Source organism: Arthrobacter sp. AQ5-05 (assembly GCF_003287975.1).
Lineage (GTDB): Bacteria > Actinomycetota > Actinomycetes > Actinomycetales > Micrococcaceae > Paeniglutamicibacter.
Genome location: NZ_QMKQ01000009.1, coordinates 35,701 through 54,506, shown reverse-complemented (window position 1 = coordinate 54,506; position 18,806 = coordinate 35,701). Strand labels below are relative to the sequence as shown.

The following is an 18,806-nucleotide window of genomic DNA, read 5'->3' as shown; positions in this document are numbered from 1 at the left end:
CCGTGCCAAGCGGCACCGCGCGCACCGACGGCAAATTCAACCGGTTAGGACCCGAAGGCAGATGCCAATAGAAGAGAATGCACCAGCGGTCAAGGCGTTGCACGCCGACCGCATCGACGACGACGGCGGCAAGCCGGCCAAATGGAAAATCGTCGGCCCCGGCCTGGTCGTCGCGGCCACCGGCGTCGGCGCCGCCGACATGGTCGCCACCCTGGTGGCGGGCTCCCGCTACGGCTACGCGCTGCTCTGGGCGGTGATCCTCGGCGTCATCCTGAAGATCATCCTGGTCGAGGGTGCCGGGCGCTTCACCCTGGCCACCGGCAAGACCATCTTCGAGGGATGGAAGTCCCTGGGCAAGTGGACCACCTGGTACTTCGGTCCGTACATCATCATCTGGGGCTTCGTCTACGGTGCCACCGCGATGTCCTCGGCGGCCATGCCGCTGGCGGCCCTGTTCCCCGGCATCGACCTGAAGATCTGGGCGGTCCTGATGGGCCTGGCCGGATTTGCCATGGTCTGGTTTGGCCGTTACTCCTTCTTCGAGAAGATCACCGCGGTGCTTGTGGGCATCATGTTCGTCACCGTCGTCGGCCTGGCAGTGATTGCCGTGCCCAACATCCCCGAGATGTTCTCCGGATTGATCCCCATGATCCCCGCCGGCGGCCTGGTCTACACCCTGGCGCTGGCCGGCGGCGTCGGCGGCACCATCACCCTGGCCGCCTACGGCTACTGGCTGCGCGAAAAGGGCTGGTACACGCCCAAGTGGATGAAGGTCATGCGGATCGACAACACCATGGCGTACGTGATCACCGGCATCTTCGTCATTGCCATGCTGATTGTCGGCGCCGAGGTCGTGCGCGCCGCAGGCGTCTCGCTGAGCGCCGGCGATGCCGGCCTGCTGGATCTGACCACCGTGCTGAACGAGAAGTACGGGAACGTGGTCGGCACCGGGTTCCTGATCGGATTCTGGGCAGCCTCCTTCTCCTCGATCATCGGGGTGTGGAACGGCGTCTCGCTGATGTTCGCCGACTTCTGGGGCAACATCCGTGGCAAGGAATCCGGGCACCCGGACACCCGCGTGGGCGGCAAGTACTTCAAGTTCTACGTCCTGTGGCTCACCTTCCCGCCGATGGTCCTGTTCCTGCTGGACCAGCCGATCGGCCTGATCCTGGCCTACGGCGTGCTCGGCTCGTTGTTCATGCCTTTCCTCGCCGTGACACTGTTGGGCCTGCTCAACGGCAAGCGGATCCCCAAGGCCTGGGCCAACAAGCTGCACACCAACATCTTGCTGGCCATTACCGCCGCATTGTTCATTTCCCTGGGTCTCCAACAGCTGTACAAGGCAGTCTCGCCGCTCTGGGAGGGCTAGCATTCCCCTTTCGGGGCAACGCATGAATCCCCACGGGGCCGAATCCGTTTTTTGCGGGTGCGGCCCCGTTCGTGTGTGAAGGGCGCAAATGGACAGCCCAGTGGCACTCGGCGCAGACTTGGCCCCATGAACTTTTTTGCTGTTTTCCTGCGCGGGGTCAACGTCGGCGGGGTCAAGGTCCTGATGAAGGACCTCGCCACACTGCTGCAGGAGGCCGGATTCGCGCCGGTGAAGACCCTGTTGGCCAGCGGCAACGTGGTGGTGGGAACCGACGAATCCGACCCCTCCCGAGTGAAGGAAAGAATCGAGCAAGCCCTGCGGGGACATTACGGCCGGGAGATCGGCGTGATCGTCCAAGACGGGGACCAGCTGGAATCGCTCACCCGGAACTACCCCTTCGATTCTCCCGACGACGGGGTGGCCCGGCACCGCTACCTGGTGCTCACGCCCAACGCCCGGGATGCCGGCGAGGTCCTGGGCAGCGCCCCGGCCCCCACGGATTCCGAGCGCGTGGCGCAGCTGGGCTCTTGCATCTGTTGGGAGGTGCCACGCGGGGATTCCCTGGGCACGGCCCTGGCGAAGCACTTCGCCAAGGTGGCATCCTCCAAGCTGGTGACCACCCGGAACATGAACACCGTCGAAAAGGTCCTGGTTGCTCTTCGCACCCTGGCGCGGTGAACCCGCCGCACCGGCCATGTTGTAATGGAACCTCCAGTGCCGCACCGCCCGCGAACGTGAAACCCGAGGATACGACCCGTTGACCATGCCCCTGCTCTTTGACCTCTTGGGGGTCTTTTTCTTTGGCGTCTCCGGGTCGCTGCTGGCCGCGCGGCGCGGTTTCGACATCGTCGGTTCCCTGCTGCTGGCCGGGTTGACCGGGATCGGCGGCGGCATCGTGCGCGATGTGATCCTGGGCGTGGTGCCCACCGCATTCGAGAACCCGTATTACTTCATTCCACCGATCCTGGCCGCGCTGCTGGTCTACTTCGTGGCCCCCGGGGTACAGCGGCTGAAGCGGCCGCTGCTGGTCTTTGACGCCGCCGGCCTGGCCCTGTTCTGCACCGCCGGCACCATCAAGGCGCTGGAGGCGGGGATGAATCCCTTTGCCGCCACGCTGCTGGGCGTCACCACCGCGGTGGGCGGCGGATTGCTGCGCGACGTGGTCGCCAACAAGACCCCCTCGATTTTCGACCCGCGCGACATGTACGCGGTCCCGGCCATGCTCGGTGCCGGTCTGATCGCAACCTTGTGGGTGGCTGGCATCAGCGGGTGGGTTTGGGAGCTGGGCGTGGCCGCGGTCGTTTTCTCGCTTCGCGTGCTCTCACTGAAGTTCCGCTGGCATGTGCCCAAGGCGGCCGGCCCCTGGCACCGCGACACCGAACTGCGCTAGGGGGATGCGCCGGCTCAGGTGACGCGCTCGAGCTCGCCGGCCATCCCGGCTTCGCCCTTTGCGTCCTCGATCTTGCGCGGGCCGTTGATCATCACCGCACCGGTGAGCATCACCACGATGCAGGCCCCGAGCATCGCGAACGAGGCGCTCCAGCCGCCGGTGGCGTCCTTGACGATGCCAAAGAGCAGCGGGGCGATCGCCGCACCGGCATAGCCCAGCCCCTGGCTGAAGCCGGCCAGCACGCCGGAGCCGTAGGTGCTGCGCGAGCGCAGGTTCATCATCAGCAGGGCAATGGCGAAGGTGCCCTGGCCCAGGCCGGCGGAGATGACCCACAGCACGGTGTGCTCGGTCGGCGAGAGATACAGGCCCAGGTGTCCGGTGATCCAAAAGACCGTGAACACCAGCACCGCCACGATCGGGTGGCGCAGGCGCGGAACCCACAACGGCACCAGCAGGCTGACCGGAAGGCCCAGGATCGCAAACAGGGCCAGCATCGAACCTGCGGTCATGGTGTCCAGCCCCTGCTCCGAGAGGTAGGGCGGCATCCAGGTGAAATAGACGTAGGTCTGGGCCGAGTTGCCGGCCAGGAAGATGGCCAGGCCCCAGGCCACCGGGGACTTCCACGGGTTGATCCGCGCCGGGGGCGCTGCCACCAGCCCGTTGACCAGCGGGGTGTCCGGGCGAGGGCTCTTGCGGTCCCTGAATATCTGGATGCCCCAGGGCACCAGGACCACGGCCGAAAGCAGCGCCCAGGCCGCGATGGAGGTGCGCCAGTTGCCCGTGGCGTTGGACAGCGGCACGGAGAATTGCGGGGCCATCCAGGTGCCCACCGCCAGCATCGTGACATAGCCCGAGGTGACGATGGCCAGGTAGTCGGGGAAGTACTTCTTCACCAGCGGCGGCAGCACCACGTTGCCCATGCCGTACCCGGCCAGGGTGATGACCGAGAGCAGCAGGAAGCTTGTCACATCCCCCATCGCGGCCCGCAGCAGCTGCCCGGCAACGGCCAGCAGGACCGCGGTCACCAGCACCTTTTCCAGCCCCCACCAGCGGATCAGGCGCGGGGTCAGCAGCCCGAACCCGGCAAAGACCACGGGGGCCAGCATGGCCAGCAGGCCGGTGGAAAAGGAATCGAATCCCAGTTCCGGACCGATGCTTCCCAGCAGCGGGGGCACCGAGACGACGGCCGCACGCAGGGACAGGGCCATCAGGATGATGCCCAGCAACGCACCGATCCGGCCGGCCAGCTTTTGTCGGGGTGGGGTCAGCGCCATGGGGCTTAGTTACCGTTCTTGAGTCGTTCCACCTGGAGCAGCAGGTGTTCCAGGTCCTTGGCGAAGGTCCCCTTGGACCATGGTCCGGGCATGGAGGTTTGGTAGTACAGCCCCTCGCCGATGAGCATGATGGTTTCGGCCACGTACTTGTCCTTCACCTCGACGCGGATCAGGTCCAGCCATCCGGCGTGCACCACATCCAGCGCCTCGATGGAGGGCTCGTGCCCGGCTTGGGCCAGCCGCAGCACGGCCAGGAAGTACCTGTCCAGTTCGCTGCCGATGATGGTCGAGGTACGCACGAAGTACCGCGAGGCGCCCTCCGGGGATGCCGACATGCGTTCCAGGTCCTCGGCGTGCGCCTGGAGCAGCCCCTCGATGACGGCCTGCGCCAGGGCCTCCTTGGAGGCAAAGTGGTAAAGCAGTCCGCCCTTGGAGACGCCGGCGCGCGCGGCGGTGGCTTCGATGGTCGCTGCGCGCTCGCCCTCGTCGCAGAGCATCGAGGCGTAGGCGTCGACGATCTTTTCCTTGGCTAATGGCGGTCGAGACATGTACTGAACCCTATCCTTTCCTGTAGGCATCGTCACGTTGAAACTATACCGTCTGGACGGTACAGTTATTGTTGTCAACCCGCAAATACCTTTCCAGGAAACAGATCCCCATGAGCACTTCCCGCCTGAGCCGCCAAACCCCGCAGACGAACACCGGCTCCATGCACCGCCGACGCTGGGCGGCCCTTGCCGTGCTCATGTTCCCGGTCCTGCTGATCTCGGTCGACAACACGGTGCTCAGCTTCGCTGTTCCCGCACTCTCGGAGGCACTGACCCCCAGCGGCAACCAGTTGCTGTGGATCATTGACATCTACCCCTTGGTCCTCGCCGGACTGCTGGTGCCCATGGGATCGCTCGGCGACAGGTTCGGACGCCGCAAGCTGCTGTTGGTCGGATCCAGCGGATTCGCCGCCATCTCCGCGGCCGCCGCCTTTGCCACCAGCGCCGAGCAGCTCATTGCCGCCCGCGCCCTGCTGGGCATCTTCGGCGCAATGCTGATGCCCGCCACGCTCTCGCTGATCCGCAACATCTTCACCGACCCCCTCGAACGCCGCAAGGCCATCGCCATCTGGGCCGCCGGGTTCTCCGGAGGCGCCGCCCTGGGCCCGATCGTCGGCGGCTTCCTGCTCGAGCACTACTGGTGGGGCTCGGTCTTCCTGCTGGCCGTCCCGATGCTGTTGCCGCTGCTGGTGCTGGCCCCGGCGCTGGTCCCCGAATCCCGCGACCCGAACCCCGGTGCCATCGACCCGATCTCCATCGGGCTGGCCATCATGACCCTGCTGCCGATCGTCTACGGCATCAAGGAACTGACCGCCGCCGGATCCCCGGTGCTGCCGTGCCTTGCCATTGCCGTGGGCGTTGCCGCCGGGGTGGCCTTCACCCGGCGCCAGCTGGGGCGCGCCAACCCGATGCTGGATGTGCGGCTCTTCGCCAACCCGTCCTTCTCCGCGGCCCTGGCCGTGAACCTGCTGAGCATCTTCGCGCTGGTCGGCTTCATCTACTTCATCGCCCAGCACCTGCAGCTGGTCGCCGGCTACACGCCGATGATGGCCGGGGTGCTGATGCTGCCCGGACTGGCACTGACGGTGGGCTTCGGCCTGCTGGCGGTGCGCCTGACCCGGCGCTTCGAGGTCAAGCACGTGATGGTGTGGGGGCTGGTCCTGAACGCGCTGGCCTACGGCATCGTGATGCTCACCGGCCAGTCCGGCTCGGTGTTGATGCTCATGGTGGCCTTCGGCGTGCTGGGCGCGGGCGTGGGCATGAGCGAGACCCTGTCCAATGACATGGCACTCTCAGCTGTGCCCCCGGCGCAGGCCGGTGCGGCCTCGGCGATTTCCGAAACCGCCTACGAGGTCGGCTCGGTGCTCGGCACGGCCGTGCTGGGCTCGATCCTCAATGCCGCGTACCGCAGCAACATCCAGCTCCCCGGGCAGCTGGGAGAGACCGCGGCCGAGACCGCCCGGCAGACCCTGGGCGGCGCCCACGAGGTGGCCCGGTCCCTCGGCGAGCCGGCGGCCGGCAGGCTGCTGGAATCCGCCGCCCACGCCTTCGACAAGGGCGTGGTGTACACCTCGGCGATCGCCATGGTCCTGGCCCTGGCCTCCGCGGTGATCGTGGCGATCGCGCTGCGCTCCGTCAAGGAGCAGCCCCGGGCCTAGTCGCCGTGCCGGCTCAGGTGTTGAGCCGGTAACCGCGCTTGAGGACCGTGGAGATGAGCCGGGCATCGGGCAGCGCCCGGCGCAGCCGGCTCACCGCCATGTCCAGCGCGTGGTCCGAGGAGCCGGCAGGCAGCAGCGCCGCCAGCGCGGGCCGGGCCACCACGTTCCCTCCGGCCGAGACCAGGGACTTGAAGATCCGCAGCTGCGACTCCCCCAGCTCCCGCACCGCCCCCTCCAAATGCACGGTGGCCCCGCGCAGGCTCAGGTTCCCGAGCGCCGTGGCGCATTGGATCGACCCGTTGGTCCCCAGGTGCTCGACCAGCGTGCGGATCATTGCACCCATCCGGTGCCGCTCGGGCACCAGCGGCTCGATGCCCACCTCCCGCAGCGGGGCGGCGGTCACCGGCCCCACCGCCACGGTGCACACCGTGGACTGCAGGGCAGCGAGCACCTCGTCGCCGCAATCATGCAAGCGGGCGGCATCGAGCAGGGCGTGCACCGCCGGGGCGCTGGTGAAGGTGAGCACGTCCAGCGAGCCGGAGCACAGCGCACGCAGCAACACCTCCAGCTTCCCCGGTTCCTCCGGGGCCACCCAGCGGTAGGGGCTGATCCCCACCACCTCCGTGGCCCCGGCCGCCAGCAGTGCGGCGGTGGCCTCGGTGTCCGGGTGCCCGTGGTGCTGCAGCACCACCGATTTCCCGGCCAGGCCCGGGGCCAGCCCGGCCACCAGCGTGCCGGTCAGCTCGTCGGCGGCCACAGATTCTGCGTCAAAGCCCAGCGCGCGCACCGCGCCCAGGGCCTTGGGCCCGCGCACGTGGATCCTCGAGGCGTGCAGCACCGCGGCCAGCTCCTCTCCCATCCCGGCGGCCTCCGCGGATTCGAACCAGCGGCGGAACCCGTAGGCGGTGCACACCAGCACATCGTCCGGGTGCAGCTCCAGGACCCGGCGGGTGCTTCCAAGCAACTCCGCCTCGCCCTGCAGCGGGGCGGTGGCCAGGGCGGGGGCGTGCAGCACCTGCGCGCCCCGGCGCTCAAGGGCCTCGATGAGCTCGACCGAGCGCCGCTGCGAGGTCACCGCGATGCGGAATCCGGACAGCACCCCGGTCGTTGCCGTTGCCCCCGCGCTCATCGCGCGGCCGCCGGCAGCAGGGCGGCGATATCGTCGGTGCCGGCCCCCAGGGCCGCGACGGATCCGATGACGATGACCGCGGGGTTCGAGCAGCCTGCAGCCCGCGCGGCTGCCGCCAGCGTGCCCAGGGTGGCGCGGGTGCTGCGCTGGGTGTCGGCGAAGCCGCGTTCGATGATTGCCGCCGGGGTGTCGGGCAACAGGCCGTGGCGCAGCAGCCCGGCAACGTTTTGCTGCAGCGTGGCCACTCCCATGAGCACCACCAGTGTCCCGCCGATCCCCGCCAGATGCCCCAGCTCCGCCTCGGTGAAGGGGTCGTGGCCGGAGATGACGGTGAAGGACTTCGAGACCCCGCGCGCGGTCACCGGGATCCCGGCCGCGCCGGGCACCGAGATCGCACTGCTGATCCCCGGCACCACCGTGACCGGGATGCCCGCGGCCAGCGCGGCGTCGCGTTCCTCGGACCCTCGGCCGAAGACGAACGGGTCCCCGCCCTTGAGCCGCACCACGGTGCGCCCGGCCCGGGCCTCGGCGACGAGCAGCAGGTTGATGCGTGACTGGGGCACCTGGTGGTTCCCGGGGCCTTGCCAACGTCGACCAGCTGCGCGCCCGGTGCCATTGCGGCCAGGTCCTGGCCCGGGCCCAGCCGGTCGTGGAAGACCACGTCCGCGTTCGCCAGCGCGGCGGCACCGCGCACCGTGAGCAGGTCGCTGCTGCCCGGGCCCCCGCCCAGCAGCGTGATGCTGCCGTTGCGCGAGGCCGCCGGTTCGCGCGAAAGCAGGATCGATTCGCGCCGGGCCAGGCCTTCGAGCACGTCCCAGCCCTGGGCGCCGTCATCGACGGCGACCAGCAGCCGGACCGAGGCCAGCAGCTGCCGGTGGTCCTCCACCTCATGCGGGTGGTGCGCCCGCAACACCAGCGCTCCCGCGGACACATAGCGTGCCACCACATGCCGGGCGGCCCAGCGTGCGCCGGCGACCAGGACGAATTGGCCGTGCAGTTGCAGTCCGGTGATGTTCATGAGGACTCCTGGGTCGTGGTCGGGGCACCGATGGAGATGGTTGCGCCGAGGCGCACCGGTTCGGCGGGGCGGTGCTGCCCGCGTTCGGGTACATAGTGCAGGTCGGGGTCGGCCTGTTCCGGGGCATTGACGAAGGAGCGGAAGCGGCGCAGCTTTTCCGGGTCCGCGAGCGTGGCGGCCCACTCGTCCTGGTAGTTGCCCACGTGGGTTTCCATGGCCGCCTCGAGCTCTTCGCCCAGGCCCAGGGAGTCCTCGACGACCACGCGCTGCACGTGTCCGATGCCGCCGTCCAGGTCCTGGATCCAGTGCGCGGTGCGCTGGAGCTTGTCCGCGGTGCGGATGTAGTACATCAGGTAGCGATCGATGTAGCGGATCAGCGTCGCGTCATCGATCCCGCCGGCCAGCAGCTGCCCGTGGGCCGGATTCGCCCCGCCGTTGCCGCCCACGTAGAGGTTCCAGCCCTCCCCGGTGGCGATGACTCCCACATCCTTGGCCCGGGCCTCGGCGCATTCGCGGGCACAGCCGGAGACACCCATCTTGAACTTGTGCGGGGCGCGCAGCCCGCGGTAGCGCAGCTCCATTTCGATGCCCATGGCCACCGAGTCCAGCATGCCGTAGCGGCACCAAGAGGAACCGACGCAGGTCTTCACGTTGCGCAGCGACTTGCCGTAGGCCTGCCCGGATTCGAACCCGGCGTCCACCAGTTCCTTCCAGATTTCCGGCAGCTGCTCGAGCCGGGCGCCGAACATGTCGATGCGCAGCCCGCCGGTGAGCTTGGTGTACAGCTGGTACTTCGCTGCCACCGCGGCGATGACGCCGAGCTTTTCCGGGGTGATCTCCCCACCGGGGATGCGCGGGACCACCGAGTAGGTGCCGTCCTTCTGCATGTTGGCCATGACGCGGTCGTTGGTGTCCTGCGCGCCGGCCAGGCCCGCCTCCATCGGGTGGGCCGAGGTCTGGGAGGCAAGCACCGAGGCGATCACGGGTTTGCAGATGTCGCAGCCACTGCCCTTTCCGAAGCGCTCCATGATCTGCCGGTAGCTGTGCAGCCCGGCAACCTGGACGGCTTCGAAGAGCTCGGAGCGCGAGAGCTCGAAGTGCTCGCACATGGCGGTGGAGACGACGACGCCGTTGTTGGTCATCTGGGATTCCATGAGCTTCTTGAGCATCGGGACACAGGATCCGCACTGGGTTCCGGCCCGGGTGCAGGTCTTCAGCGCGGCCAGGTCGTTGACCGGTTCGCTGCCCTCGCAGGACCCGCAGCCACCCACGGCGTCCTTGATGGATCCGACGGACACGCCGTTGCAGGAACACAGCACCGCGTCATCGGGCAGTTCCCCGTCTGGCACCTCGCCGCCCAGTGCGCTGAGGTAGGCGCCGGCCGCGGCGGGCAGCTCGCAACCCAGCAGCGGGCGCAGGGACTGGTACGGGCTGGCATCCCCCACAAAGATGCCGCCGAGCAGGACCTTGGCGTCGCCGGAGACGACGATCTTTTGGTACAGGCCGCGGGCCGCGTCGGCGTAGACGACCTCCAGCGCGCCCTCGGTGCGGGCGAACCCGTCGCCGAAGCTTGCCACGTCGACCCCGGAGAGCTTGAGCTTGGTGGCGGTGTCGAAGCCGGTGAATTCGGCATCCCCGCCCTGCAGGTGCGCCGCGAGCACCTCGGCCATGGCGTTGGCCGGGGCCACCAGTCCGATGCACCTGCCTCCAAAGTTCGCCACCTCGCCGATGGCCCAGACGTTGGGCACCGCGGTGGCGCAGTGCGCGTCGATCTCAATGCCACCGCGCGGACCGATGCCAAAGACCGGCGCGTCCGTGCCGCTCTCCTCGAGGACCTGGTTGTGTTTCCGGGCCAGCTCATCACGGGGTCGCACACCGATGGAGACAATGACCATGTCGGCGGGGATGTGTTTGTCATCGGCCATCAGCACGCCGGTGACCTTGTCAACGCCGTCCACCGTTTCGGTGGCGATCTCCTTGGGGAAGACCCCGCCATGGACCGTGAATCCGGTCTGCGCGATCAGTCGTCCCATGGCTTGGCCCGCGCCCTCATCCAGCTGGGTGCCCATCAGCCACTTGCCGCCATCGATGACCACTGCCTCGGCACCCAATGACTGGGAGCCGGCAGCCGCCTCGAGCCCCAGCAGTCCGCCGCCGATGGTGGCGACAACGGGTTTGCGCCCCAGTTGGGCGGCGAGGCTCCGAATGCCGGCGTTGATCGCCCAGACATCTTCGAGGGTGCGGTACACGTGGGTGTGCTCGTTGCCCGGGATCGACAGAGTTGCCGCATTCGATCCGGTGGCCAGCACCAGTTCGTCGTAGCCGAAGCTGCGCCCATCGTTGGTGGTCACTTGCTTGTTGATGCTGTCCAGTGCTTTCACACCGGCACCTGTTTCGAGAGTGACGTTATCTCGGGCCCAGAGTTCCGGGCCCCCCAGCGTGAGGTCCACCGAGGTATTGGTCAGCGCCTTGGTCAAGGCAACCCGGTCGTAGGGAACGTGCGCTTCCTCGGTCAGTACGGTGATTTCCAGATTGCTTGGTTCACGTTTTGCCATGGCTTCGGTGAACCGATGTGCGGCTGGACCGCCACCGATGACTACGATGCGTCGTATGCCGTTTCCTGCACCCATGCCTGTTACCCGACTTTCACTCTTGCGCTTGTGACGCGTGCTTGATTGCCTTCAGCTTAGGAAACGCGCTTTGCCTACCAATTTCCCCTTTGTTTCGTTCAGGACAACTCTCTATCCCCCGCGCATACCAACTCGTGAGAATCGGGAAACACGTTCGAAATAGAAGGACCGAAAGTTGGGCGTGCCGGAAGTGGTTGCACTGCTCGCTCGGTGTTCACGGGCCCGGTCCCCCACTCGTGAGCCGGGATTTACCCACAGGCAATATCCGACCCGCACCGCTGTAACACGGAACTGCCAAGCTCGATTCATCGAATACCCCCCGTTGAAAGGACAAGCGATGAGTGCATCAGTTCAAGAAACCACGCTCGAGAGCACCACGCCCATGGTGGCCGTTTGCAACGCCGGCGACCTCGAACCGGGGTGGGGTGAAGCCGCATGGGTCGACGGCACGCAGGTCGCCATGTACCGCACCGAGTCCGACGAGTTCTACGCCACCTCACACCACTGCCCGGGTTCCGGCGCCAAGGTCATGGCACGCGGCATTCTCGGAGACAAGACCATCGACGGCGCCCGGGTACCCACCATTGCCTGCCCGCTGCACAAGGAGGTGTACCGCTTGGACACCGGCGCATGCCTCAGCGCGGCCGCTGCTCCACTGCCGGTCTTCGCCGTGCACCGCCTGGATGGCACGCTCTGGATGGAGGCCGGACAATGAGCATCGACGCCGCGCCATGCAACGGCACGCATTTGGCACCACGCATTGAACATTCGGCATGGCTCGGCTGGATGGAAGCCGATCCCCATCCCGATCTGGTGGCGGTGTCCCACGGGACGAATAGTCCCACCGGGAGCGCAGCCGTTCTTTCCCTGGTTGAGGAGGTGGCCAGGGCGCTTGACGGCATCACGGTGCACGGCGCGTTTGTTGATGTGCAGCAGCCGCGAGTGGAAGACCTGATTGCGTCACCCACCATAAACCCCGGGAATCGGGCCACACTGATTCCCCTGCTGTTATCTGCCGGCACCCATGCCTCAAAAGATCTGGGCGCCGCCGCTGCCCTGCGCGCGGGCACCACGGTGGCCGCCCCCTTGGGCCCCGAGGCCTCCCTTGCGGCGGTGATGCACCGGAGATTACTGCAGGCGGGCTGGGTTCCCGGGGAAGCAGTGATCATGGCCTGCGCCGGAACCACGGATCCGGTGGGGGTCACCGACTGCCGCACCATGGCACAGCTGCTTGCGGGCCGATTGCAGGTGCCGGTGACTGTTGCCTACATCTCAGTGGAGGAACCTCGCCTGGAAGATGCGCTCGCCTATGCCCGATCACACAATCCGGGGCGGCGCACGGTGGTGGCCAGCTACCTGCTGGCACCGGGATACTTCGCCCAATTGGCGGCCAAATGCGCCGCCGACGTGCTGAGCGCTCCTCTTTTGGATTCCATGAAACGTCCTCCGAAGGAGCTGGTGGATATCGTTGTCAACCGGTTTCACCAGTCCATCAAGAGGTAAACAAACGGGGGTTTTCAGGCCAATTTTGTCTCGAAAGTACCCCGATGGTAGTAACTCGGCGCTAAGTAGCGTACCGTTGAGCTTGTAGTTCTAGTTTTTCTCGCAGTAAAGCAGTGCAAATACCCCGTTGCCGGGGCGAGTACCTTTCTGAACCGCGTTGAATCACGTAGCTGCAAGTGAATTCCACAGTGGAGTTCGCTCCCCTACGTCCCATTTCAGGACAGTCTCGAAAGGACACACCCATCATGGCAACAGGTACCGTTAAGTGGTTCAACGCCGAAAAGGGCTTCGGCTTCATCGCTCCGGACGACAACTCGGATGATGTCTTTGCACACTACTCCGCCATTCAGTCGAACGGCTTCCGCTCGCTCGAAGAGGGCCAGCGCGTAGAGTTCGAAGTTACCCAGGGCCAGAAGGGCCTGCAAGCCACCGATATCCGCGCTGTCTAAGCTTCGGATCATCACCTGCGGCTTTTAGCTGACTAGGCGAGGGCGTCACTCCTTATGGGAGTGGCGCCCTTGCTGTTTAACGATTTGTGCCTCACCAGCTGAAAGATCCGTGCGGGCTCTCCTTTCTCTCCAGGTGGAACACGAGGTTCTGCGATTTCGGCGGCCCCACGATGACGAACCATGTCTCCATGCCTGCCGGCTGGATTGATCCGCTCTCCAGCCGGCGCACGACGAGATTCAAGAATGTCCCGGACTCCGATTGCGACGACTGCTGGATCAACGCCAATTCCCGCTTGGCATCCGTGGCCCGGCCCTGAGCCTGCGCGGTTTTCAGGTTCGCCAGGTTCTCCTGCACGATCCCGGCCCGAAAACTTGCCAGCGTCTCGTCCGCGTTTCCGGCAAACAGCACCGGTCCGTAGATCCGCCCGAGCGCCTCGGCCAGGTCCGCCAGGCAATGCCCGGGCACCCCGGGGCCGATCCAGGCCGGTTCATTGGTGACCATTGCCGTTCCGGCGTTGGTCCACCGTCCCACCGCGGCCAACAGGTCCGCGGCAATCTGGGCATCGGTCCCCACCGCGATGCCCTTCACCGGTTCGACCGCGCCGGCCTGCGGGCAATCGCCCGGCAGCTGAAGCGGCTGGGTGTTCGCCTGGGTGGAGGGAGCAGGCTCCGGCGGATCGGGCACAAGGGTGGTGCAGGCGCCCAGGAAACAGGCCAGCAGTCCGGGCGCCAGCATCAACGGAATCCGCCTCATGCCCCAAAGCCTACGCCCGGACCCGGTCGCGGTGTGGCGTGCTCGATGTCGGGGAATGAATGCGGGCGGACGCTGGTTGCCGCCTATGTGAGCATTCCTATGTCGATCCTTGATCTTGCCCCCATCCGCCGTGGCGGTTCAGCCGCCGAGACCTTCGCCCAGAGCGTCGAACTGGCGCAAACCGCCGAGGCGAACGGCTACAAACGCGTCTGGTACGCCGAACACCACAACATGAGCTCGATCGCCTCCTCGGCAACCGCGGTGCTCATCGGCCACGTCGCCCACCACACCAACACCATCCGGCTGGGTGCCGGCGGCGTCATGCTGCCCAACCACTCCCCGCTGGTGATCGCCGAACAGTTCGGCACCCTGGAAACGCTCTTCCCGGGCCGCATCGACCTGGGCCTGGGCCGCGCGCCGGGCACCGACCAGGCCACGTTCCGGGCCCTGCGCCGGGACCCCTCCGCCTCCGACGCGTTCCCGCACGACGTGCTGGAGCTGCAGGCGTACTTCGGGCAGGAATCACGCATCGAGGGCGTCAACGCCTACCCGGGCCACGGCACCAACGTCCCGCTCTACATCCTGGGCTCCAGCTTGTTCGGGGCCAGGCTTGCCGCCCAGCTGGGCCTTCCCTACTCCTTCGCCTCGCATTTTGCCCCCGACGCGCTCATCCAGGCGACCACCGCGTACCGCAACGAATTCCAGCCCTCCGAATTCCTCGCCGAGCCCTGGGTCATCGCCGGGGTCGGTGTGGTGGCCGCCGAGACCAACACCGAGGCCCATGCCATCTTCGAGCAGGTCCGCCGCGACCGCATCCGGCTCTTCCTGGGGCGCAACCGCCCCGTCGAGTTCACCGACGACGAGGTGGAGATGCTGCTGGATTCCCCGCACGGGGATTCGATCATGAACATGCTCAAGTACACCGCGGTGGGCGACGGCCCGGCCGTGGCGCAGTACCTCGAGGAGTTCGCGCGCACCGCGCAGGCCGACGAGCTGATCACCGTGCACAATGCCAGCGACCCGGCCCAGCGCCTGGCCTCGGTGAAGATCACCGCCCGGGCCATGGCGCCGGCAGGCGTATAGCGCCGCAACCAAACAGGCCGCGTCGCGCGAAGGCCCGCGGAACACCTGTGTGTTCCTCGGCTTCCGCGCGGCGCGGCCTTCTTGTGCCCCGGTGCCCGCCCGGCTCAGCGTCCCGGGAGCACCCAGCGGCGCACGCCCATCACCAGCAGCGTGACCAGCAAGACGGTCAGCAACCCGTCGGCGGCGATGTAGAAGTAGTGCCAGCTCGAACCGCCGGCCTCGACACCGGCCAGCACCGCTTCGGTGCGCTTGGCCAGGAACGGGCGGATCAAGGCGACCTTGGCCAGCAGCACCAGGCCGGTTGACGCGACGACCCACAGGAATGCCCTGTCCAGGCCGCGCTTGATGCAGGAGGCAGCGAGCACGATGAAGAACACGACCTCCACGATGTTCATGGCGGCGAAGACCAGCTGCCCGATCCCCAGCCCCAGACCCAGGGTCATGCCCGGGGCCAGGAACTTCAGCGGCGTCTCGATGAACGAAATCCCGATCAGCAATCCCAGCCACAATGCCGGTGCCAGGATCCTTCCGGCGGCGGCAAGCAATGCCGGGCGGCTGATGGCCGGGGTGAAGAACCTGGGTGTGGTGTCGCTGTCCATATATCGACCATACCGCGCGCCGGCACCCGGATCCGCCCACGAAAAAGTGCCCATTCCCATACGCGTCGAGGCAACATAGGCTGTAATCAATCGGGGTTCAGCCGCAAATCCCGCACGATCGAGGAAAGAGGGACATGATGGGCAACAGCTTTGACGACACCATCTTTGACGAGCCGATTGACGACGACATGTACGAGCCGGACGACGGCCGTGACGGCCAGCCCTACGAGGGTTCCTCCGACAGCCCGGAGACCATGACGGCCCTGGATCCGCTGCGCAAGCACCTGTACCTGCTCGATGACGACCTCACCGCAGAAGACCAGGACGACGACGAGGAAACCGTCGAAGAGGAATGGACCGAAGAGGAAGTCCTCGCCGAGGAAACCGAATAGCTTCCGTGTCCGCCTAGGATTGAGGGGAGCGCGAGCCTCACCGGTTCGCGCCCTCAACCCGCCCCCAGGCACAGGAGTCCTTACGTGGTCAATCCGGTTCATCTGCGCACCCTGTTGGAAGTGGTGAGGCACAAGTCCTTCGCCGCCGCCGCCCTGGCCTTGGGCTACACGCCCTCGGCGGTCTCCCAGCAGATGTCTGCCCTGGAACGCGACACCTCAACCACGCTCTTTGCCCGCAGTGCCAAGAGCATCGAGCCGACGCCCGCCGCGCTGACCATGGTGCGCCACGCCAAGCGCGTGCTCACCGACATCGATGCGCTCATGGCAGCGACCTCCACCCCCGACCTGGACCCCAGCGGCAAGCCGCTGCAGGAACTGCGCATCGGGATCTTTCCGTCGCTGGCCACCTTCGCCCTGCCGCGGCTGCTCGGCTCCAAGGAATGGGATCGGCTGGGCATCGCGCTGCGCGTGAATGTCGGCGAGCCGCACCAGACCATCACCGGGTTGCGCCGGGACGGTGAACTGGATTTGGCGCTGATCTTCCAGGTCGGGCAGGCCGGACTGGCCTGGCCGGCGCAGCTCGAGCGCCAGTGGCTGGGCGACGACCCGTTCCGTGTCGTGGTCCCCGCCTCCTGGAATCTCGATGGCTCCTCGGTCTTTTCCGCTTCCCAGCTGGCCGACATGCCCTGGATCATGCACCATCCGGGAACTTCCGACGCCACGGTGATCTCCCGGCTCTTTGCCGCCTTCAACATCCACCCGCGCGTGGTCGCCCACTCCGACGACTTCAACGCCTCGCTGCACATGGCCGCTGCCGGGCTGGGCGCGGCCCTGGTACCCGAGCTGGCCATGCTGCGGGCCCCCGAGGGCATCCAGGTCATTGACGCACCGGAAATCCGCCTGGCCCGCAGCATCTTCGCGCTGCGGCCCGAAGGCAGGGACAACCCCAAGACCGGGGTGTTCATGGACCGGCTGACCAAGGTGCTGGCGGAAACCGCCATCGGTCCCAAACGCCGCTAGGGGACAGCTCCTACTTGTTTCCGCGCACCGTGCTGGAAACGACAGAGACCTTGGCACCCTTCCTGGCGCGCACCCCGCGGGTCCCCGCTCCCCTGTTGTCCAGGATCCTGGAGGCGGACACCTTTACCGCGGCTTTGTTGGACGCGGCGATGCCGCCGGTGAAGGTCGCGGGCCTGAAGCCGGCCCATCCGTTCTTGCCGACCTCGGTGCCCCGCACCACGGTGTTCTTCCCGCCCGAGGCGCTGATGCCCGCCTGGCCGTTGCGCCGGACGAAGGAGTCCAGGACCGCCGTTGCCTGGCCGTTGGATTGCACGCCGATGCCGTGGTTCGAGGTGACGGTCGAGCCGCTCAGCGTGGAATGTGCGCCGCGCAGCCACACCGCCCCGGTGTTGCCCGGGTTGGCGTAGCCGGACACTGTCACGTTGCCCATCCGCGCCCGCGTGCCCAGCGTTGCCGCGCGCGCCGTGGTGGCCAGGGTGTACTTGTACTTCTTGCTGCTTGCCTTGGATGTGAAGATGGCCCGGTTCTTGTGGTCGATCCAGTATGTTCCGCCCTTGACCTTGGACTTGGAGGAGACCGCGGTCAGCTGGGCCCCGTTGGCGAAGAGCACCTGGGCGGAGTTGCACGGGCTCGACGTGTTGCAGGAAAGCCTCATGGGGGCCTTTGCCGGGATCCGCGCCGTGCCGATCCGGTGCAGCTTGCCGGACTTCTTCGTCGTGACCGCGATGGTCCCGTCGAGCCGGGTATTGGACCGGGTGTGCCCGGTGAGGGTTTGGCGCGGCTTGAGCACCACGTTGCCGGCCTTGTGTGTTCCGGCATTCAGGCAGATGACCGCACCGTCGCGGGCCCTGGAGGCGGCCTTGGCAAGGTTCGACCCGGGTTTCACCGTGGTGGTGCAGAAGTTCCGGGGGTTGATGGCCGTGGCCTTGGGAACCGTGGTGCTGGCCTTGATGCCGGTGATCCAGGCCGAGTGCGCGCCGATGCCGGAGGCCCAGGAGCGGAAGGCGTTCCCCATCAGGGTCTTGGCCGCCCCGGAGGAGGTTGTGGCGGTGGCCGAGCTGATGGTCAGGTCCTTGGCACGGGTGAACTTCACGCCCACCACATCGTTCAGGCCGAAGACCTTGGCCATCTCCCGCTGGGACGTGCGCTGGGTCCAGGTCCGGTAGGGGTTGTTGGCGCTGGCCTTCAGCGACCAGGGGTCGGTGCGCGAGCGCAGGTAGGGCAGCGCGGCCCCGCCCCAGACGTCCTCGCTGTTGCGGGTGGCCCCGCCGGTCGATGACGAGTACAGGGTCTCGGCCAGTCGCCCGGCGTAGGCGACAACCTTGCCGGAGGTGGGAACGCCCGCGGCGTTGCGCGTCAGCGTCGCGTTGACCGCCGCCTTCCACTTGGCCCCGTAGCCGGGTTGCTCGTTTTCCTTTGTCCAGCCGGTGAATTTCTGGTCCTGGACCTCGTCGGTGACGTTGCAGTCGCAGGATTCCTTGAGCCTGGCGACCTTGCGCATGGCGTAGGTGCGCCCGGCGATGGCCTGGGCCTGCAGCACCGCGGAAGGCCAGGAGGACGGGACCTCGGCCAGGCCGTAGAGGTATTCGTCGTTCAGCCGCAGCGATGTCACCAGGTTCACCTGGTCCTTGAGCAGACCCGCTTCCAGGTATCCGTGGCGGTAGAGCCCCGGCGCCGAGGACTCGGCGTTGGCCTTGGGGATGGAGATGGTGGCGCGCTTGGTCGAGGCCCAGGCGCGTGTGCCCTCCCAGGTGATCCGCAGCTTGCTGCTGGTCTTGTTTTCCTGCGCCTTGGGGTTCTTGTCGTTGACCCCGTCCTTGTTCGCGTCGCGCGGCACCACGTCGTATCCGGCGGCGGTCTTCAGCACGTAGGACAGTTGCGATCCGCTGCGTTTCAGCGTGAGTGTGGAGCCGGCCGGGGCGGTGTAGGTCTTCCTGGCCGCCGGGTCGGTCACGCGCATGCGCCCGTCGGCAACGGCCAGGGAGCTGCT

Annotated in this window: 17 protein-coding genes and 3 pseudogenes; 10 read left to right on the top strand and 10 right to left on the bottom strand. The window is 66.9% G+C overall.

Annotated elements, in window-relative coordinates:
* The first annotated feature begins 61 nt into the window (after positions 1-61).
* The 3 genes from DQ353_RS10050 (at position 62) to DQ353_RS10040 (ending at position 2,759) form a co-directional block, all read left to right on the top strand.
* Positions 62-1,369, top strand: coding sequence for an Nramp family divalent metal transporter (locus DQ353_RS10050; protein ID WP_113762623.1), 1,308 nt, complete (start codon positions 62-64; stop codon positions 1,367-1,369).
* Between the two features lie 126 nt (positions 1,370-1,495).
* The gene (locus DQ353_RS10045) at positions 1,496-2,047 is read left to right on the top strand and encodes a DUF1697 domain-containing protein (protein WP_113762622.1); all 552 of its coding nucleotides are present in this window, start codon (positions 1,496-1,498) and stop codon (positions 2,045-2,047) included.
* An 85-nt stretch (positions 2,048-2,132) separates the two neighbouring features.
* Positions 2,133-2,759, top strand: a complete 627-nt coding sequence (locus tag DQ353_RS10040) for a trimeric intracellular cation channel family protein (protein WP_113762694.1) — start codon at positions 2,133-2,135, stop codon at positions 2,757-2,759.
* Positions 2,760-2,773: 14 nt separating this feature from the next.
* Here DQ353_RS10040 and DQ353_RS10035 read toward each other — a convergent pair whose 3' ends face one another.
* Entirely contained in the window at positions 2,774-4,033 is a 1,260-nt protein-coding gene (locus tag DQ353_RS10035) for an MFS transporter (RefSeq protein WP_113762621.1), read from the bottom strand.
* Between the two features lie 5 nt (positions 4,034-4,038).
* Entirely contained in the window at positions 4,039-4,581 is a 543-nt protein-coding gene (locus tag DQ353_RS10030; RefSeq protein ID WP_113762620.1) for a TetR/AcrR family transcriptional regulator, read from the bottom strand.
* A gap of 110 nt (positions 4,582-4,691) precedes the next feature.
* Between DQ353_RS10030 and DQ353_RS10025 the strand changes: the two genes are divergently transcribed.
* Positions 4,692-6,239: an MFS transporter gene (locus tag DQ353_RS10025; RefSeq protein ID WP_113762619.1), complete on the top strand. Its 1,548-nt coding sequence runs from the start codon at positions 4,692-4,694 to the stop codon at positions 6,237-6,239.
* Between the two features lie 13 nt (positions 6,240-6,252).
* Here DQ353_RS10025 and DQ353_RS10020 read toward each other — a convergent pair whose 3' ends face one another.
* From DQ353_RS10020 to nirB, 4 genes and pseudogenes are all read right to left on the bottom strand, one after another.
* The gene (locus DQ353_RS10020; protein ID WP_113762618.1) at positions 6,253-7,368 is read right to left on the bottom strand and encodes a uroporphyrinogen-III synthase; all 1,116 of its coding nucleotides are present in this window, start codon (positions 7,366-7,368) and stop codon (positions 6,253-6,255) included.
* Positions 7,365-7,931: a uroporphyrinogen-III C-methyltransferase gene (locus tag DQ353_RS22250; RefSeq protein ID WP_286166728.1), complete on the bottom strand. Its 567-nt coding sequence runs from the start codon at positions 7,929-7,931 to the stop codon at positions 7,365-7,367. The genes DQ353_RS10020 and DQ353_RS22250 overlap by 4 nt, the downstream gene beginning before the upstream one ends.
* 122 nt (positions 7,932-8,053) lie before the next feature.
* Positions 8,054-8,386, bottom strand: a pseudogene (locus tag DQ353_RS22580) (uroporphyrinogen-III C-methyltransferase); the annotation flags it as partial.
* Positions 8,383-11,016 (bottom strand): nitrite reductase large subunit NirB, encoded by a 2,634-nt coding sequence (nirB, locus tag DQ353_RS10010; RefSeq protein WP_113762617.1) that lies wholly within the window; start codon positions 11,014-11,016, stop codon positions 8,383-8,385. The gene nirB and the pseudogene DQ353_RS22580, both read right to left, overlap by 4 nt.
* A gap of 337 nt (positions 11,017-11,353) precedes the next feature.
* Between nirB and nirD the strand changes: the two genes are divergently transcribed.
* The 3 genes from nirD (at position 11,354) to cspE (ending at position 12,968) form a co-directional block, all read left to right on the top strand.
* A complete protein-coding gene (gene nirD, locus DQ353_RS10005; protein ID WP_113762616.1) occupies positions 11,354-11,731 on the top strand; it encodes a nitrite reductase small subunit NirD in 378 nt (125 codons plus the stop codon).
* Complete coding sequence (locus tag DQ353_RS10000; protein ID WP_286166727.1) at positions 11,728-12,519, top strand: sirohydrochlorin chelatase; 792 nt, start codon at positions 11,728-11,730, stop codon at positions 12,517-12,519. Before nirD ends, DQ353_RS10000 begins: the two co-directional genes overlap by 4 nt.
* Before the next feature lie 245 nt (positions 12,520-12,764).
* Positions 12,765-12,968, top strand: a complete 204-nt coding sequence (gene cspE, locus DQ353_RS09995) for a transcription antiterminator/RNA stability regulator CspE (protein ID WP_007271190.1) — start codon at positions 12,765-12,767, stop codon at positions 12,966-12,968.
* 91 nt (positions 12,969-13,059) lie between these two features.
* On the opposite strand, the gene DQ353_RS09990 is transcribed toward cspE, so the two are convergent.
* Positions 13,060-13,722 carry a hypothetical protein gene (locus DQ353_RS09990; protein WP_146755232.1) on the bottom strand — a complete coding sequence of 221 codons (663 nt, stop codon included), beginning with the start codon at positions 13,720-13,722 and terminating at the stop codon, positions 13,060-13,062.
* A gap of 45 nt (positions 13,723-13,767) precedes the next feature.
* Here DQ353_RS09990 and DQ353_RS09985 point away from each other — a divergent pair, with 45 nt between their 5' ends.
* Complete coding sequence (locus tag DQ353_RS09985) at positions 13,768-14,805, top strand: LLM class flavin-dependent oxidoreductase (protein ID WP_286166726.1); 1,038 nt, start codon at positions 13,768-13,770, stop codon at positions 14,803-14,805.
* Positions 14,806-14,909: 104 nt separating this feature from the next.
* On the opposite strand, the gene DQ353_RS09980 is transcribed toward DQ353_RS09985, so the two are convergent.
* Positions 14,910-15,404 carry a hypothetical protein gene (locus DQ353_RS09980; RefSeq protein ID WP_113762614.1) on the bottom strand — a complete coding sequence of 165 codons (495 nt, stop codon included), beginning with the start codon at positions 15,402-15,404 and terminating at the stop codon, positions 14,910-14,912.
* Between the two features lie 134 nt (positions 15,405-15,538).
* On the opposite strand from DQ353_RS09980, the gene DQ353_RS09975 reads away from it, so the two are divergent.
* Both DQ353_RS09975 and DQ353_RS09970 read left to right on the top strand, forming a co-directional pair.
* Complete coding sequence (locus DQ353_RS09975) at positions 15,539-15,796, top strand: hypothetical protein (RefSeq protein ID WP_113762613.1); 258 nt, start codon at positions 15,539-15,541, stop codon at positions 15,794-15,796.
* Positions 15,797-15,880: 84 nt separating this feature from the next.
* Positions 15,881-16,816, top strand: a complete 936-nt coding sequence (locus DQ353_RS09970; RefSeq protein WP_113762612.1) for a LysR family transcriptional regulator — start codon at positions 15,881-15,883, stop codon at positions 16,814-16,816.
* A 10-nt stretch (positions 16,817-16,826) separates the two neighbouring features.
* Here the strand turns inward: DQ353_RS09970 and DQ353_RS22735 are convergent.
* Both DQ353_RS22735 and DQ353_RS22730 read right to left on the bottom strand, forming a co-directional pair.
* Positions 16,827-17,189, bottom strand: a pseudogene (locus DQ353_RS22735) (right-handed parallel beta-helix repeat-containing protein); the annotation flags it as partial.
* 714 nt (positions 17,190-17,903) lie between these two features.
* Positions 17,904-18,776 (bottom strand): annotated as a pseudogene (locus DQ353_RS22730) (SpoIID/LytB domain-containing protein); the annotation flags it as partial.
* Between the last annotated feature and the right edge of the window lie 30 nt (positions 18,777-18,806).

Excerpts from the sequence above, each read along its gene's own strand:
- DQ353_RS10050 (WP_113762623.1), top strand. The coding sequence starts at position 62 with ATGCCAATAGAAGAGAATGCACCAGCGGTCAAGGCGTTGCACGCCGAC.
- DQ353_RS10045 (WP_113762622.1), top strand. The coding sequence starts at position 1,496 with ATGAACTTTTTTGCTGTTTTCCTGCGCGGGGTCAACGTCGGCGGGGTC.
- DQ353_RS10040 (WP_113762694.1), top strand. The coding sequence starts at position 2,133 with ATGCCCCTGCTCTTTGACCTCTTGGGGGTCTTTTTCTTTGGCGTCTCC.
- DQ353_RS10035 (WP_113762621.1), bottom strand. The coding sequence starts at position 4,033 with ATGGCGCTGACCCCACCCCGACAAAAGCTGGCCGGCCGGATCGGTGCG.
- DQ353_RS10030 (WP_113762620.1), bottom strand. The coding sequence starts at position 4,581 with ATGTCTCGACCGCCATTAGCCAAGGAAAAGATCGTCGACGCCTACGCC.
- DQ353_RS10025 (WP_113762619.1), top strand. The coding sequence starts at position 4,692 with ATGAGCACTTCCCGCCTGAGCCGCCAAACCCCGCAGACGAACACCGGC.
- DQ353_RS10020 (WP_113762618.1), bottom strand. The coding sequence starts at position 7,368 with ATGAGCGCGGGGGCAACGGCAACGACCGGGGTGCTGTCCGGATTCCGC.
- nirB (WP_113762617.1), bottom strand. The coding sequence starts at position 11,016 with ATGGGTGCAGGAAACGGCATACGACGCATCGTAGTCATCGGTGGCGGT.
- nirD (WP_113762616.1), top strand. The coding sequence starts at position 11,354 with ATGAGTGCATCAGTTCAAGAAACCACGCTCGAGAGCACCACGCCCATG.
- DQ353_RS10000 (WP_286166727.1), top strand. The coding sequence starts at position 11,728 with ATGAGCATCGACGCCGCGCCATGCAACGGCACGCATTTGGCACCACGC.
- cspE (WP_007271190.1), top strand. The coding sequence starts at position 12,765 with ATGGCAACAGGTACCGTTAAGTGGTTCAACGCCGAAAAGGGCTTCGGC.
- DQ353_RS09990 (WP_146755232.1), bottom strand. The coding sequence starts at position 13,722 with ATGAGGCGGATTCCGTTGATGCTGGCGCCCGGACTGCTGGCCTGTTTC.
- DQ353_RS09985 (WP_286166726.1), top strand. The coding sequence starts at position 13,768 with ATGTCGGGGAATGAATGCGGGCGGACGCTGGTTGCCGCCTATGTGAGC.
- DQ353_RS09980 (WP_113762614.1), bottom strand. The coding sequence starts at position 15,404 with ATGGACAGCGACACCACACCCAGGTTCTTCACCCCGGCCATCAGCCGC.
- DQ353_RS09975 (WP_113762613.1), top strand. The coding sequence starts at position 15,539 with ATGATGGGCAACAGCTTTGACGACACCATCTTTGACGAGCCGATTGAC.